Source organism: Bradyrhizobium sp. 76, from assembly GCF_023073025.1.
GTDB lineage: Bacteria > Pseudomonadota > Alphaproteobacteria > Rhizobiales > Xanthobacteraceae > Bradyrhizobium.
In genome coordinates this window covers 578,229-594,011 of sequence record NZ_JADPIS010000090.1, presented here as the reverse complement: position 1 = coordinate 594,011, position 15,783 = coordinate 578,229, and the positions used below count along the sequence as shown (strand labels likewise).

Here is a 15,783-nt window from a genome sequence, read left to right as displayed (position 1 = left end):
ACACCGGAAAACCGGCCTGTCGATTCGAGGAACTCTTAACTCTTGCGACCGTCGCGGTTGCCGGCGAGCAACGCCCGCTGCGTTCGCAGCGCGTGCTGCCTCAACAGGCCGGCTCGCTTCGCGCTCAACTGGCTCAATTGAGGCTGCGGCTTTTTCTCAAGGACGTTTTCGGAAACAGGCCGACCGGCCCACGCCCGCTCGGGCTGAACCGCCATGGGACCGACGTTTCGTTTCCTTGTCATGATGTGACAACACCAGATCGTGTGCAGAGTTCCCTTCACTCGACCGGCGGGTGATCGAGCTTGGCTTGTGCAGATACGACAATGCCGCCGTCGGCATGACGGCGGCATTGTCAATTCAGCGGCTTGCGGCGAAAGGCTTAATTCCGGGGAGCCGTTGCCGCCGCCGACCGCGCCGGCCTGGGCGTGCCGGGTTCGGCAACCGGAGCAGGTGCGCGCGAGCGCATGATTGCAGCGTCGATCTCGGCAATCACGCGGCGCTGGATCGCCTCGTTCTTGTCGATCGAGATGTGGCCGACGCCGGACCCGCGGACGTCGACATTGTCGAGCTTGCCGCGAAAACCGTCCGCGCGCTTTACCGGCTCGCCGGGGCCGTCACCGATATAGATGTTGATGTAGCGCTCCGCGCCGGTCGACAGCTTGGTCTTGAACACGGAGTCGAGCCCGATCGCGAGTTTCACGGGCACGCCGAGACGGTTGAGCTTGGCGATCATGTCCGGCAGCGCCGTCGCGCCGGAGGAATGCCCGACCAGCACGATGGTCCTGAGCCGGCCGGCCTTGTAGGCGGTGGCGGCCTCATCGGCGAGCGAGGACCAGGACACGAAATTCGAGACGGTCACCGGGATGCCCTGCGCCTGGAGCCGGGCGCCGATGGTGTCGAGCCCGAGCGAGAAGATGTTGAGCACGCCGCGGAGCAGGTAGACATGCGTGGTCGCGACCGCAGCCTGGCTCGGCGCCGCCTTGGCGGTGGTCGGGCTCATGGCAACAGCTGACAGCAGGAGCAGGCCCATCGCCCAGGCACGGAGGGCGGACAACTGGCTGGCGCCAGCGGTGTGACGGCCGTTCGGTCTCATCGATCTTTTCCTTGGGAATATGCTTCGGCCGGAATCGTAGCCATGGCCTGCTCGCAGACGCAACAAAGAGCCGCGTGAACGACGATCTTAGCAGCAAGTCGTGACCATCGCGCAACACTTGCCTGAAACCTGCCTCGGAAGGGCCTGTTTCGAGGCCATTTTTCTTCGGCTAATTGCAGCCGCGCAAGGGCATTCCTATCTCAGGGCTCCGCTGACCCGCCCCTCCCGGCAGGTTCCAGCCTCCCCTCCCCAGCCTTCGCCCCCTCAGACTTGCGGCCATCATGTCCTCCATCATTTCCGTCGCCAATTTGTCGAAGACCTATGGGTCCGGCTTCAAGGCGCTCAAGAACGTCAATCTCGACATCAAGCGCGGCGAGATCTTCGCGTTGCTCGGCCCCAACGGCGCCGGCAAGACCACGCTGATCTCGATCATCTGCGGCATTGCCAATCCGAGCGAAGGCAAGGTCCTCGTCGGCGGCGAGAACATCCAGACCTCCTTTCGCAAGGCGCGCTCGCTGATCGGGCTGGTGCCGCAGGAATTGCACACCGATGCCTTCGAGAGCGTGTGGGCGACCGTGAGCTTCTCCCGCGGGCTGTTCGGCAAGCCGAAGAACCCCGATCATATCGAGAAGGTGCTGAAGGACCTCTCGCTGTGGGACAAGAAGGACAGCAAGATCATCACGCTCTCCGGCGGCATGAAGCGTCGCGTGATGATCGCGAAGGCGCTGTCGCACGAGCCGCAGATCCTGTTCCTCGACGAGCCGACCGCCGGCGTCGACGTCGAGCTGCGCAAGGGCATGTGGGAGGTGGTGCGCACGCTCCAGCAATCCGGCGTCACCATCATCCTGACCACGCATTACATCGAGGAAGCCGAGGAGATGGCCGACCGCATCGGCGTCATCAACAAGGGCGAGATCGTGCTGGTCGAGGACAAGGCTACCTTGATGCAGAAGCTCGGCAAGAAGCGGCTGACGCTGCATCTGCAAGGCAAGCTCGATGCGCTGCCGGAGAGCCTCAGGCATTACGAGCTCGACCTCTGCGACGGCGGCGCGACGCTGGTCTACGACTACGACACCAAGGGCGAGCGCACCGGCATCACCAGCCTGCTCGGCGACCTCCGCACCGCCGGTATCCGTTTCAACGATCTCGACACGACGCAATCGTCGCTCGAGGACATCTTCGTCGATCTCGTGAGGGCGTCATGAACTACCGCGCTGTCCGCGCCATCTATCTGTTCGAAATGGCGCGCACCTGGCGCACGCTGCTGCAAAGCATCGTGTCGCCGGTGGTCTCGACCTCGCTGTATTTCGTGGTGTTCGGCGCCGCGATCGGCTCGCGCATCAGCCAGGTCGAGGGCGTCAGCTACGGCACCTTCATCGTGCCGGGCCTGATCATGCTCTCGGTGCTGACGCAGAGCATCGCCAACGCCTCGTTCGGCATCTACTTCCCGAAATTCACCGGCACGATCTACGAGATCCTGTCGGCGCCGATCTCCTATTTCGAGATCGTGCTCGGCTATGTCGGCGCGGCCGCGACCAAATCGATCATCCTCGGCCTGATCATCCTCGCCACGGCTGGCCTGTTCGTGCCGCTGCACATCCACCATCCGGTCTGGATGCTGGCCTTCCTGGTGCTGACGGCGGTGACGTTCAGCCTGTTCGGCTTCATCATCGGCATCTGGGCCGACGGGTTCGAAAAGCTGCAGATGATCCCGATGCTTGTGGTGACGCCGCTGACCTTCCTCGGCGGCAGCTTCTATTCCATCGACATGCTGCCACCCGCCTGGCGCACGGTGGCGCTGCTCAATCCGGTCGTCTATCTGATCTCCGGCTTCCGCTGGAGCTTCTACGAGATCGCGGACGTCAGCATGGCCGTCAGCATCGGCATGACGACGGCCTTCCTGGTGATCTGTCTGGTCGTGATCTGGTGGATTTTCCGCACGGGGTATCGGTTGAAGAACTGATCGAGAGGCGTAGCCCGGATTGCGCTTCGCTCCATCGGGGCTACGGGGACATCACCGATAGCAGTGGAAGCGGTTGTATCCGTCGTAATAGCCGCGGCAGCGACGGTGGCCGCGATGGGGAATGCCGAACACCCCCTCGACCGCGCCGACGGCACCGCCGACACCCGCGCCGACCGCGCCTCCAACCACGCCACCCACGGGGCCGGCTATCCGGTTGCCTTCATAAGAACCTTCCTGGGCGCCCCGAACGATGCCTTGGGCATGGCCAGGCTGTGGGATGCAGGACAGCGCGGCCAGAACGGCGGCGCCAGCAAAGAGCAGACGGAAAGGCAGACCGGCCGGCCGAGAAGCGGCGGCGACGCAAACTTTGTTCATCTTCATTCCCAAAGGTAAAACCGGCGGCGGAAGCCGCCGGTCGAGGCAGCGACCATCAACGCCGATGCGGCCAAATGGTTGCGCCCCGGATGGTTGCGCCATTCTGATGAATTGTCGGCATTATGAACGCATCTCCCGCTCGCGAAAATGTCAGCGCTACCGCTGGCTTTGCGGCACAAAGCGGCCTTGCTTACGCCGGGCGTCCCGTTAACGATGGGCGGGCAGGCCGCTGGAACGAAAGCCGGATTGCAGGCATAGTGCACGCCGGGGACGGAGAGCCGCGGCGCCTAGTGTGAACAGGCCGGAGGCCACAAGTCAGATGCGTTCGTTTTTTATTGCTTTCACCTCCCTGATGCTTTTGAGCGCGGGCACCGCGCAGGCCAAGGTCGAGATCACCGTCGATAAGGACAATCAGCAGATGACCGTCGCTGTCGACGGCGTCGCGCGCTACCACTGGCCGGTGTCGACAGGCATCCCCTCGCGGGAGACGCCGAACGGCGCGTTCCGCACCTTCCGCATGGAAGAGGATCACTACTCCAAGGAATTCGACGACGCGCCGATGCCGCACGCGATCTTCTTCACCAAGGTCGGGCACGCCATCCACGGCACCGACTCGGTCGGTCGGCTCGGCACGCCCGCCTCGCATGGCTGCGTGCGGCTGTCGCGCCAGAATGCCACGACGCTCTACGCGCTGGTGCAGCAGCAGGGCGTGCTCAACACCACGGTGACGCTGACCGGCTCGGCGCAGGTGGCGCTGGCGCGCAATCCGCGTGGCCGCAACCCCACGGCAGTGGCCCGCGCGCCGCAGCCCGCCGAAGAGCAGTACGCCACATCAGGCGATCCCGTGAACCTGACGCCTCAGGCCGCACCTGCCCGCCGCTACATGCCGCAGGATGACAACTACATCTATCCGGCCGACGGCACCGACACCGGCGCGCGCTACCCGGCGCCGCGTGGCAGCCGCCCGCTCTATGACGCACAGGTCTATCAGCAGCAGCCGCAGCAATATTACAATCAGGGCAACGGCACCTACTATCAGCCGCAGCCCCGGCAAGTTTACCAACCCCGTGGCTATTACTACCAGAACTGACCCTATCTGAACGCGGCGTTGCCGCGCCAGCGAATCAGAAAGCCGCTGCTGCGACGGGCGCTTGCCGCAGTCGACCGCAGGAAACAGCGCCAGCCTGTGCACGGATTGGGCACCGGCCGACGCAAGGAAGCAACAGTCCACAACCTTCAACGCAGCGGCGTTCCGGCCAAATTGACAACCAGGGGGTCACCCGTATTGTCGTCCCATTGTTTTTGGGACATGACATGACACGCGAGCAGATTTCGGATTTCTGCGTTGCCGCCCTGGCAAATATCCTGCGAATTTCAAAGGACCGGGTCGACATCGGCACGAAATTCAGCCGCCTTGGGCTCGATTCGGCGATGCTGGTCTACCTGATGATGGAACTCGAGGAGAAGCTCGACCTAGAACTATCGACGGACGACTTCTACGACCATCCGACCGTTGAGGCGCTGTCGCGATTTCTCGCCGACAAGGGCGCAATCCGTCCCGCCGCCTGAGGGCGGCAGAAGCCGGCGCAACCATGGAAACCTTCCGCTCGCTCGTGGCACTGCTGGCCCGACGTGCGGCGGAGCAGGCCGACGATAGGGCCTACATCTTCGTATCCGATCGCGGGACGGAGGAAGCTGCCCTCACCTTCCGCCAACTGCATCACTCCGCATCCGTCCTCGCGCAGCGATTGACCGTGGCCGCGCGTCCCGGCGACCGCGCCATCCTGGTGTTTCCGCCCGGCATCGAATTCATGGTGGCGTTCTTCGGCTGTCTGATGGCCGGCATCATCGCCGTGCCGATGATGATGCCGCGGCGAAACAGCGCGCGCGATGCCAGCGCCGCGATACTCGCCAATTGCACGCCGGCGGTGGCGCTGACCAATTCGGCCGTCGCGCTCCGTGGTGATCTGCGGGCACGCTTCGCGCACGAGCACATTCGCTGGATCGAGGTCGATCTCGCCGCGGCCGATGGTGAGACAATCGAACTGCCCGAGCCGGCGCCGGACGACATCGCCTTCCTGCAATACACCTCCGGCTCGACGTCCGCGCCCAAAGGCGTGATGGTGAGCCACGCCAATCTGCTCGCAAATCTCGAGATGATCCGGCTCGCGCTCGGCAACACCCGGCAATCGACTTACGTCAATTGGGTGCCGCTCTATCACGACATGGGGCTGATCCTGAACGCACTGGAGGCGCTCTATATCGGGGCGACCTGCGTGCTGATGGCGCCGAACGCGTTCATGCAGCGGCCGCTCGGCTGGCTGCGCGCGATCTCTCACTACCGCGCGGAAGTGGCGTGCAGCCCGAATTTCGGCTTCGACCTCTGCGTCAGCCGCTATCGCGCCGACCAGATGGAGGGCGTCGACCTGTCCTCGCTCAGGATCGCGCTGAACGGCGCAGAGCCGGTGCATGCGGAAACCATCGAACGGTTCATCCAGACATTTTCGCCGCACGGTTTCGATCCGTCCGCGATGTATCCGGCCTATGGAATGGCGGAAGCGACGCTCCTGATTTCCGGCGGACGTCGCGGCGGCGGTCATGTCACACGCAGCCTGAGCCGCACGGCGCTTCAGGCGCATGCGGCGGAAGCGCCTTCCAGCGCCGAAGACACGCAGATCGTCGTCGGCTGCGGCCGTGCGCTCACCGACGAGCGGATCGCCATCGTGGACGCGGACAACCGCACGCGCCTGCCCGCGGACCGCGTCGGTGAGATCTGGGTGAATGGGCCCAATATAGCCCGCGCCTATTGGCGCAACGACGAGGCGACGCACGAGGGGCTCAATGCGCAGATTACCGGCGAAAACGGGGCGTGGCTGCGCACCGGCGACCTCGGCTTGCTCGACGTCACCGGCGAACTGTTCGTCACCGGGCGGATCAAGGACCTCATCATCGTCCGCGGCATCAACCATTATCCCCAAGACGTCGAGCGCACCGTGCAATCGCTCGATGGAGCTTTGCGCGAAAATTGCGGCGCGGCGTTCTCGGTGCCCGACGAGATCGGCGAAGAGGCACTCGTCATCGTCCAGGAAATCGAGCGCACCGCGCGTCACTCGATCGACACCGAAGCGATCAGGGGCCGGATTCGGGAGGCCATCGCCGACAACCACGAACTCTCGGCGCGCCACATCGCGCTGATCCGGCCCGGCACCCTGCCGAAGACCACCAGCGGCAAGATCCAGCGCAAGCTGGCGCGCAAACTCTGGCTCGATGGCGGTTTCGAGCAGCTCGGCTGAGGACCGCTCAGAAATCGATCTTCGCGTTCTCCCCATCGCGCAGGCTCGCAACGATCCCCTGCTCGATCTTGCGCGCCAGGATGGCGCGATAGTGGATGAAGTCGGCAAAATTGGCGCGGTCGCGCGTGAGATCGTTGTCAACGCGATAGTTGATGAAATTGCTGCGCGGTCGGCCCGCGACCACTTTCTTCAGCGCGGCATCGCACGCGCTGCGCTCCAGGGCGGCTTCCGTGCCGGGTTTCGGCACGGTGGTCGCGAAGGTCGGCGGCACGATGATGACGACGGGCACACCGGCCGGCAATGTCCTGACGATATCTGCCAGCGCAGCGATCTCGGGAAATGTCGCCCGCATCTCGGCGGACAAGGACGGCGCCGGATCCCTGGGCCAGCCGACTTCCTTGAATTGGCCCGGCGGCCAGATGTCCTCGTAGCTGACAAAGCCGTCAGGGTTCATCCGTGGTCGCCGGCCAAGGCCGATGCTGATGCGTTGAAAAGCGTGCTCGATGGCCTGCCATGAGATCAGACGCGCAGCGTAGGTGACGACGCTTCTGTCATAGAGCCAGTCGGGAAACGGAACGCCGCCCTCCTCCTTGAGCCGTGCATGCACGCACCAGCCGGGATCAGTCACGACCACCAGGGCACCGAACTCGCGGTGATTCCGCAGGAAGAAGTCCAGCACCGCGAGCTCCTGGCGGGGAAACGCACCGGTCATGTAGAGCTGCACGAATCGCAGGCCGGTCGCGCGCGACAGTTCCATCGGCTCGATCATCTGCGCCGTCGAATTGCCCAGGATCGCGGCATTGAAATCCGGATTCCGCGCGCGGCTCGCCGCCGTGATCTGGGTCAGACGATTATCGACGCCGTCGATGCCAAGCAGGCCGAGCTTGCCGCTGTCATAGGGATCGACCACCACCATCAGTGCGAGCACCAGCAGCGCAGCCCCGATCAGCGTGCCCAGACACGCGAGCAAGCTCCGACCCCAGCCGGGGTCGGTCTCAGAACTTGAAGTAGACGAAGTCATGGAGATCCCGACCACCCATGTGAAGCAGCAATGCGAATAGCCCAAGACCGAGCAGACCCGCGAGCCACGGATTGGGGCGACGCGTGAGCACCGCCACGATGTCCTGGCTCGCCGGCAGCAGGAAGGCGAACAGCGGCGCTACAATCAGCGGCCACAAATGCTTTCCGCGCTCGAGCGGCAGCGGCGAAACCAGCCCACAGAAGACATGCCATGCCGCCTCCACGGAGCCCGCGCGAAAAATCACGCCGGTCGCGAGCACGAAGAGCACGGTGAGCGTCCAGCCGAGCCATGACGGGAACTCCGGACCATAGCGACGCCACAGCGTGCAGGCGACCAGCGCAAGCCCGTGCAGCACGCCCCACAACACGAAGGTCCAGCTCGCGCCGTGCCACAGGCCGCACAGCGCCATCGTGATCATCATCGCGCCGAAGAACTGGATCGGTAGCCAGTGCCGCGGCAAAAGACGCAGGTTGACCAGCGGATAAAACACGTAGTCGCGCAGGAACAGCATCAAGGTGATGTGCCAGCGCTGCCAGAAATCCTGGATATTGGTCGAGCGCAGCGGCGCATTGAAATTGTACGGCAGCTGCACGCCGAACAGCAGACCAAGGCCGATCGCGATGTCGGAATAGCCGGAGAAATCGAACAGGATCTGGAAGGAGAAGCAGAAGGCAAGCCAGGCATCGCCGATGGGCAAGGGCCCGTTCGCTGCCTGCGCGTAGATGGGATCGAGCAGATGCGCGAGGCCGTCGGCGATCACGATTTTTTCGAACAGGCCGATCGCAATGAAGCAGGTCGCCACACAGAACTGGCGCTGCCAGCCCGGAACGTAGACCTGCCTGCCGAACTGATGCATCACCTCCGACCAGCGCGCCAGGGGGCCGGCGATCGCCTGCGGGAAGAAGGCGATGTAGAGCGCGTAGCGGTCGAGCGCATAGAGCGGCGCCCTGCCGCGCTTCAGATCGACCAGATACATGATGTGGTGGAAGGTGAAGAAGGAGATGCCGAGCGGCAGCCCGACGTCGAGCACCGGCAACGTCGTACCCAGCGCGAGACCGAGATTGGCGAGAAGAAAGTTGGCGTATTTGAACAACGCCAGCACCGCGAGATCGAGCCCGATCACCAGCGTCAGCACCGCCGGCCACTTCAAGCGCCCATAGGCGACCGAGGCAAGCCAGTTGATCACGATCAAGCCGATCAGGAGCAGGATGAAGAACGGGCTGCCCCAGGCATAGAAGGTGAGCGACAGCGCGACCTGCACGCCGATGCGCAGATGCGGATAGGGATCGGCCACGCGATAGATCAGCAGCGCCGCGGGCAGGAAGACCAGGAGAAAGGGATAGTCGTTGAATAGCATCGGTTCAAAGCCGCGCCATCGCCGGCGTGAGCCGGCGGATGATGCTCAGCCCGTTTCGAGGTCGGGCGCAATGTCACCCGGCTGCCGCAGCATGCGTCGCGCAATCTTCTCCTCGCTCGGCACCTTGACGTCCCAGGCCAGTCCTAGCGCTTCCAGAGCCCGGATGAAGATGAAGCCCGGATCGAACTCGAACCAGCGCAGGCCGAAGGCCGCGGAATAGGGAAAGGCGTGGTGGTTGTTGTGCCAGCCCTCGCCCCAGGCGAGCCAGGCCATCACGCCGAGATTGCGGCTGTTGTCGTCGCGGGTGACGAAGGGCTGCGCGCCAAAGCTATGCATCACGGAGTTGATGGCGGACATGGTCTGCTCGACCACGAACATGCGCACCACGCCGCCCCAGAGCAAGCCGGTGAGTGCGCCCCACAGGCTCATGGTGGCGAGGCCGCCGATCGCGGCCGGCAGCACCAGGCCGAGACCGACCCAACTGTAATAGTAGCTGTTGACGGCAACCAGCCTGCGATCCGCCATCAGATCCGGGACATAGTGCGCAACGTTGGGATAGTCGTGCTCGATCATCCAGGTCAAATGCGCGTGCAGGAAGCCGCGCAGGCGGCCGAACGCGCCCTCGCCGTGCAGCCGCGGCGAATGCAGATCGCCGTCGTGATCGGACAATTCGTGGTGCCGGCGGTGCATTGCCGCCCAGGACAGCATGGGACCGCGGCCGGCCATCGATCCCATCACGACCAGGATCGCACTCATCGCTGTGGAGGTCGCGAAGGCGCGGTGGGTGAAGAGCCGGTGATAGCCAACGGTAAGGCCGAGGCCGGTAACCAGCCAGAAGCCGACGAACAGGCCAAGCTCCATCGCGCCGATCGAGCGGTAGAACAGAAGGACCAGCGCCAGCAGCGTGCCGACGAAGGGCAAAACGTCGAAGATGATGAAATGCCGGCGCTGCATCCGGCGAAAATGCCGGCTGCGGATAATTCGATGATCGCGTTGCTGCTGCACGGGCGGGATTCCAGGGCACCGACTATGAGTACATACCCCCGCGCCGGCCGCAACCCAAGCCACCGCCTAAGGTTTCAACAGCCACGAAAACCTATACAATCGGCCGGACGCGCCAAAACGCGTTGAAATATCGGCCCTTTCACCCTTGCCCCACGAGCCGCCATGCCGTCACGTGCTGCGACGATCTTGACCGTACTGACACTTCTCATTGCGGGACCGGCCATGGCATTTGATTCGGCTTTCGACCTCGAGGCCCATCGCGGCGGGCGGGCACTGCTGCCGGAAAACACGCTTCCGGCCTTCGCCAATGCGCTGTCGATGGGCGTGGACACGCTGGAGCTCGACGTCGGCATCACCGCCGACGGAGAAGTCGTCGTGTCGCATGAGCGCGGGCTCAACCCTGATATCACGCGGGATGCGAGCGGCGCCTATGTCGCGGCCCCCGGCACGCCGTTCGTGAAACTGCGGCTCGCCGATATCAGGACCTATGACGTCGGCGAGATCCGGCCAGACAGCCCTTACGCGAAGCAATTCCCCGACCAGCGCGCCATGCCCGGGACCCGCATTCCGACCTTGAGCGAGCTGTTCGCGCTGGTGCGCAGATCCGGCAATACGCGCGTGCGCTTCACCATCGAGACCAAGATCGATCCGAACCATCCGGACGAGACGCTCGATCCGCAAGCTTTCGTCACCAGGCTGCTCGCCCTGATCGAAGCCGAAAAATTCTCCGACCGCGTCATGATCCAGTCGTTCGACTGGCGGACCCTGCTGCTGGTCCAGCAGCGGGCACCGAAGATGCCGACGGTGTACCTGACGCTCCAGCGCGGCTCGAGCCAGACGGTGGCGCTCGACAAGGCGACCAATTGGACAGCAGGATTCAGCCCGACCGATCATGGCGGGTCGCTGCCCCGGACCATCAAGGCTGCGGGCGGCGCGGTCTGGTCGCCCTATTTCGGCGATGTGACCGCGGCGCTGGTCTCGGAGGCCCATGCGCTCGGGCTGCGTGTCGTGGTCTGGACGGTCAACAAGCGTGAGGACATGGCGCGCATGATCGAGATCGGCGTCGACGGGATCATCTCCGACAGGCCCGATTTGCTGCGACAGGTCGCGGGCGAGAAAGCAATTGCGTTGCCCGCGGCGACGCCGGTGGAGCCGTAGAAGCGGGCCTTACTCCCCGTCCCGCAAGCGCCGGTACAGCGCGCCCAAAATGTTGGAGTAATCGTCGGTCCAGACCCGCACCCTGTCGTCGGCTTCGGTCTGCTCCCATGATTTCGACGATGCGAGCCTGCCGACGTCGGCATCCTCGCGGGCGGAGATGACGACGTCGGTCGAGAAGATGTAGTCGCCATCGCGCCCCGAATCCTCGTTGTAGACCCAGCTCTTGAGATCGTTGGCATCGGCGATGCCGACCACGACGGTCTCGAGATCGAGGTGACGGTTGGAGACGTGCATCACCACGGCACCGTGCGGAGCGAGCTTGTCCTTGTAGATCTTCATCGCCTCTTCGGTCGCAAGATGGATCGGGATCGCATCGGACGAATAGGCGTCGACGATGATGAGATCATAGGCGCCGTCCGGCTCCTTCGCGAAGGTGAGGCGGGCATCGCCGATCACCGGCTTCAGGCCCGGCATGCAGCTCGAGATGTAGCGGAAATTCTTCGGATCGCTTGCCGCGTCGACCATGGACTGATCGATCTCGAAGAAGGTCCAGCTTTCGCCCGGCTCCGCGGCGCAGGCGAGCGTGCCCGATCCGACGCCGATCGCCGCGACCTTCAACGGAGCGCCCTTGCGTTCCCGGATCGCGCTGACGGCCTGACCGATGCCGCCATCCCTGTGATAGTAGGTGATCGGCTCGGGCCGGCCGGTGACCGGCGTGCCGTCATTGTTGAGGAAACGCTCGGCGCCGTGGATCGTGGTGCCGTGCATCAGCACATGGAAATAGCCGCCGGGCGTCACCACGATCTTGTGCACGCCGAAGAAGCTGCGCACCGTGGTGACGCGGCCTTCGTCCGCCGGATAAACCCGGATCAACGCCAGCGCGAGCGCGACGGTGGCGAATATCTTCCAGCGGCCGGCGTTGACCGCCAGCGCCAGCAGCGCGGCGAGCACGCCGACGCCGCCGGCCAGCCAGACGCGGTGATCCTCGAACCAGCTCGACAGGGCGCCCGTCGTGGCAAAGGGCGCAACGAGCACGACGACCAGCGCGGCAAGCGCCAGCCAGTACCATTTGACGATGCCCGGCAGCCGCTCGTTCGCCGGCGGCCGGCACAGCGCGGCAAGCGCAACCAGGATCGGATATTCCGCGATCCAGGAGAATGTGAACGGCGCGACGAGCCCTGCGAACAGGCCGCCGACCATGCCGCCGAACGACAGCGCGACATAGAATCCGGTGAGATATTTCGCGGCCGGCCGGGTCCGCGCCAATTCGCCGTGGCAGGCCATGGCGATGACGAAGAAGCACAATTGATGGCCGCCGAGCGTCAGCAGCAGGTTCTGTTCGCCGCCGAAGGCCAGCAGGAAGACGACGCCCGCGATCGCGACCGGCTGCAGCATCAGCATCCATTTGTGCGGCAGCAGCGGCCGCGACTGGAACACCACCACCCAGGTCAAGAGGTACAGCGACAACGGCAGCACCCACAGCAGCGGCGCGGCCGCAACGTCGGTCGAGATGTGCGCGGTGACGGCGATGAGCAGGCCGGACGGCACCCCGGCGAGGAATATCCAGCGCAGCCGCGTCATGAAACCGGGCGCCGGCGCATTCAAATCCTCGGTTCGTGCATCGACCAGGGCCAGCTTCGGCGAGCGCAACAGCAGCACGCCACATGCTGCGATCAGGAGGATCAGAATGCCGTAACCGCCGGTCCAGAGCCGGTTCTGCGTGTGCAGCGTGAACATCGGCTCCAGCAGGAACGGATAGGACAGCAGGGCGAGGAAGCTGCCGATGTTGGAGGACGCATAGAGGAAATAGGGATCATGTCCGGCAGGATGCCCGGTGCGGACGAACCAGGCCTGCAGCAACGGATTGTTGGCGGCAAGCGCGAAGAACGGCAGCCCGATCGAGATCACGAACAGGCCGAGCAGCCAGATCGCGTAGCCCGAAGCGGGCGGATCGCCATAGGCGGAGGCGATGCCGAGCGGCAGCGTGGCGAAGGCCGCGATCAGCAGCAGGAGATGCACCAGCACGGGAACGATGCGGTTCCTCACCTGCATCAACAAATGCGCATAGGCGTAGCCCGCCAGCAGCAGCGACTGGAAGAACACCATCGCCACCGACCACACCGCCGGCGAGCCGCCGAGCCGCGGCAGGACCATCTTGGTGAACAGCGGCTGCACCGAGAACAGCAACAGCGCGCTGACGAAGATCGCGGCGGTGTAGACCGTCAGCAGCAGCCGGTTGCGTGACGAGGACGGCTGCTCCGTGGCGGCGGGTTGCACGATCGAATCCATGGAAGCTCCAGCATATCCCGGCGGGCGCCGGGCGCGCGCAATGGAGCACAAGGCGCCTGAACGAGCAATAAAGGCTCTCGTGATGTTGCAGCGGGGAATGCTTCATATACAGATGTCATTCCGAACCGGGGCGCTCAGACCGTCCCGGAATGACCGTGGAACAGCTTGCACCTTCATGATCGAAACCGACGTCATCATCATCGGCGCTGGCCATAACGGCCTCACCTGCGCGGCCTATCTCGCGATGGCCGGCTTGCGCGTGCGCGTGGTCGAGCGCCGCAAGGTGGTCGGCGGGGCCGCGGTCACGGAGGAGTTTCATCCGGGCTTCCGCAATTCGGTCGCGGCCTACACCGTGAGCCTGCTTAATCCGCAAGTGGTCCGCGACTTGAAGCTGGCCGAACAGGGCCTGCGCATCGTTGAACGACGCGCGCAGAATTTTCTGCCTGCTCCCGACGGCAGCTATCTCCTCACTGGCGAGGGGCGGACGCAGGCATCCGTCGCACGGCTGAGCGCGCGCGACGCAAACGCGCTCGACGGGTTTTCGCGCGAGCTGGAAGATATCGCCGACGTGCTCCGGCAATTCGTGCTGCGCGCGCCGCCAAACCTGCTCGATGGCTTCGGCACGGCCTCGATCCGCGAGGCCGTGAACGCATTCCAGAGTGCCAACATCCTGCGCGGGTTGTCTCTGGAGCAGAGCCGCAGCCTGCTCGATCTCTTCACCCGCTCGGCCGGCGAGATGCTGGATGAACGTTTCGAGCATGATCTGGTCAAGGCGCTGTTCGGCTTCGATGCCATCGTCGGCAATTATGCCAGCCCCTACGCCGCGGGCTCGGCCTATGTGATGCTGCATCACGCCTTCGGCGAGGTGAACGGCAAGAAGGGCGTCTGGGGTCACGCCATCGGCGGCATGGGCGCGATCACGCAAGCCATGGCCCGCGCCGCGCGCGACCGCGGCGTTGTGATCGACACCGATGCGGGCGTGCGCGAGGTCATCGTCGAGCGCGACCGCGCGGTCGGCGTGGCGCTGGAGAACGGCACGACCATCCGCGCGAAATATGTCGCGGCCAACGTCAATCCGAAGCTGCTCTATACGCGGCTGGTCTCCGCCGATGCGCTTCCCCAAACTTTCCTCGACCGCATCCGGCACTGGAAGAACGGCTCCGGCACCTTCCGCATGAACGTGGCGCTGGACCGCCTGCCCTCCTTTACGGCGCTGCCGGGCGACGGCGATCATCTCACCTCCGGCATCATCCTGGCCCCTGATCTCGGCTACATGGACCGCGCCTTTCTCGATGCCCGCGCGCACGGCTGGAGCCGAGAGCCCGTCGTGGAAATGCTGATCCCCTCGACGCTCGACGACACGCTCGCGCCCGCAGGACACCACGTCGCAAGCCTGTTCTGCCAGCACGTCGCGCCGGAGCTTCCAGATGGGAAGTCGTGGGACGACCATCGCGACGAGGTCGCCGACCTCATGATCGCGACTGTGGACAAATACGCGCCGGGTTTTGCGACAAGCGTGCTCGGCCGCCAGACCCTGTCACCGCTCGACCTTGAACGGCAATTCGGCCTGCTCGGCGGCGACATCTTCCACGGCGCGCTGACGCTGAACCAGCTGTTCTCGGCTCGGCCGATGCTAGGCCATGCCGATTATCGCGGACCCGTGAGGGGCCTCTATCATTGCGGCTCCGGCGCCCATCCCGGCGGCGGCGTCACCGGCGCCCCCGGCCACAACGCCGCGCAGGCGATTTTGAGGGATCACCGGTCGTTGTTCGGAAGCCGTGGATAAGCCTGTGGATGGGCTGTGGACAGACTGTTGGCAAAGCTGTGAAGGCGCGGTGGGTTACGCTCCTCCAAAGCCAGTACAAGTCGGTGGAAAATCCGGGGATGAACGGCGGGATAATCCGTGGACAAAGCCCGGAAAAACCAGCGGGTAAGCCTGTGGGCATTCTGTGCAAGCCAATCTCCAAACACGACTTCGCCCGCCAGGGGGCAATTCCCCCGACGGGCGCGGCTCGAAAGCAGTCGTATGGAGAATTGGCCCCGCCGGCAAATGGGAGGCGGAAATTACTTCAAGGAGCTGCTAATCGAAGTGAACTTGTCGTTCATGGTGGTGCCCAGGCCGTTCACCACGGTAATGATCGCCAGCGCAATGCCGGCTGCGATCAGGCCGTACTCGATTGCGGTTGCACCTGAATCGTCGGTCCAGAACTTCAAAATCATGCGCTTCAA

14 protein-coding genes are annotated in these 15,783 nt (G+C 64.3%); 7 read left to right on the top strand and 7 right to left on the bottom strand.

Going from position 1 to position 15,783, the window contains the following annotated elements; genetic code table 11:
* Window positions 1-379: 379 nt before the first annotated feature.
* On the bottom strand, window positions 380-1,093 hold the full coding sequence (locus IVB48_RS19390) for a hypothetical protein (RefSeq protein WP_027570728.1): 714 nt from the start codon (window positions 1,091-1,093) through the stop codon (window positions 380-382).
* A 281-nt stretch (window positions 1,094-1,374) separates the two neighbouring features.
* Here IVB48_RS19390 and IVB48_RS19385 point away from each other — a divergent pair, with 281 nt between their 5' ends.
* Complete coding sequence (locus IVB48_RS19385; RefSeq protein ID WP_247288024.1) at window positions 1,375-2,298, top strand: ABC transporter ATP-binding protein; 924 nt, start codon at window positions 1,375-1,377, stop codon at window positions 2,296-2,298.
* The gene (locus IVB48_RS19380) at window positions 2,295-3,056 is read left to right on the top strand and encodes an ABC transporter permease (protein WP_018454266.1); all 762 of its coding nucleotides are present in this window, start codon (window positions 2,295-2,297) and stop codon (window positions 3,054-3,056) included. Before IVB48_RS19385 ends, IVB48_RS19380 begins: the two co-directional genes overlap by 4 nt.
* A 51-nt stretch (window positions 3,057-3,107) precedes the next feature.
* Here IVB48_RS19380 and IVB48_RS19375 read toward each other — a convergent pair whose 3' ends face one another.
* Window positions 3,108-3,431 (bottom strand): hypothetical protein, encoded by a 324-nt coding sequence (locus IVB48_RS19375; RefSeq protein WP_027519597.1) that lies wholly within the window; start codon window positions 3,429-3,431, stop codon window positions 3,108-3,110.
* A gap of 319 nt (window positions 3,432-3,750) precedes the next feature.
* Here IVB48_RS19375 and IVB48_RS19370 point away from each other — a divergent pair, with 319 nt between their 5' ends.
* The 3 genes from IVB48_RS19370 to IVB48_RS19360 all read left to right on the top strand — a co-directional run bounded on the left by IVB48_RS19370 (window position 3,751) and on the right by IVB48_RS19360 (window position 6,724).
* Window positions 3,751-4,521, top strand: coding sequence for a L,D-transpeptidase (locus IVB48_RS19370; RefSeq protein WP_247288022.1), 771 nt, complete (start codon window positions 3,751-3,753; stop codon window positions 4,519-4,521).
* A gap of 224 nt (window positions 4,522-4,745) precedes the next feature.
* Entirely contained in the window at window positions 4,746-5,000 is a 255-nt protein-coding gene (locus IVB48_RS19365) for an acyl carrier protein (protein WP_027570724.1), read from the top strand.
* A gap of 23 nt (window positions 5,001-5,023) precedes the next feature.
* Complete coding sequence (locus IVB48_RS19360) at window positions 5,024-6,724, top strand: fatty acyl-AMP ligase (protein ID WP_247401896.1); 1,701 nt, start codon at window positions 5,024-5,026, stop codon at window positions 6,722-6,724.
* Between the two features lie 7 nt (window positions 6,725-6,731).
* Here IVB48_RS19360 and IVB48_RS19355 read toward each other — a convergent pair whose 3' ends face one another.
* Genes IVB48_RS19355 through IVB48_RS19345 form a run of 3 tightly spaced genes read right to left on the bottom strand, consistent with a single transcriptional unit; the run spans window position 6,732 to window position 10,107 of the window.
* Window positions 6,732-7,694, bottom strand: coding sequence for a hypothetical protein (locus IVB48_RS19355; protein ID WP_247401894.1), 963 nt, complete (start codon window positions 7,692-7,694; stop codon window positions 6,732-6,734).
* Window positions 7,695-7,719: 25 nt separating this feature from the next.
* Window positions 7,720-9,102, bottom strand: a complete 1,383-nt coding sequence (locus IVB48_RS19350; RefSeq protein WP_247401891.1) for an MBOAT family O-acyltransferase — start codon at window positions 9,100-9,102, stop codon at window positions 7,720-7,722.
* 45 nt (window positions 9,103-9,147) lie between these two features.
* Window positions 9,148-10,107 carry a fatty acid desaturase gene (locus IVB48_RS19345; protein ID WP_247401889.1) on the bottom strand — a complete coding sequence of 320 codons (960 nt, stop codon included), beginning with the start codon at window positions 10,105-10,107 and terminating at the stop codon, window positions 9,148-9,150.
* A gap of 222 nt (window positions 10,108-10,329) precedes the next feature.
* Between IVB48_RS19345 and IVB48_RS19340 the strand changes: the two genes are divergently transcribed.
* Window positions 10,330-11,265 carry a glycerophosphodiester phosphodiesterase gene (locus tag IVB48_RS19340; protein WP_247401885.1) on the top strand — a complete coding sequence of 312 codons (936 nt, stop codon included), beginning with the start codon at window positions 10,330-10,332 and terminating at the stop codon, window positions 11,263-11,265.
* Between the two features lie 9 nt (window positions 11,266-11,274).
* Here IVB48_RS19340 and IVB48_RS19335 read toward each other — a convergent pair whose 3' ends face one another.
* A complete protein-coding gene (locus tag IVB48_RS19335) occupies window positions 11,275-13,554 on the bottom strand; it encodes a fused MFS/spermidine synthase (protein ID WP_247401883.1) in 2,280 nt (759 codons plus the stop codon).
* Between the two features lie 175 nt (window positions 13,555-13,729).
* Here IVB48_RS19335 and IVB48_RS19330 point away from each other — a divergent pair, with 175 nt between their 5' ends.
* On the top strand, window positions 13,730-15,340 hold the full coding sequence (locus tag IVB48_RS19330; RefSeq protein WP_247401880.1) for an NAD(P)/FAD-dependent oxidoreductase: 1,611 nt from the start codon (window positions 13,730-13,732) through the stop codon (window positions 15,338-15,340).
* A 278-nt stretch (window positions 15,341-15,618) separates the two neighbouring features.
* Here IVB48_RS19330 and IVB48_RS19325 read toward each other — a convergent pair whose 3' ends face one another.
* Window positions 15,619-15,783, bottom strand: coding sequence for a Flp family type IVb pilin (locus IVB48_RS19325; RefSeq protein WP_018454254.1), 165 nt, complete (start codon window positions 15,781-15,783; stop codon window positions 15,619-15,621).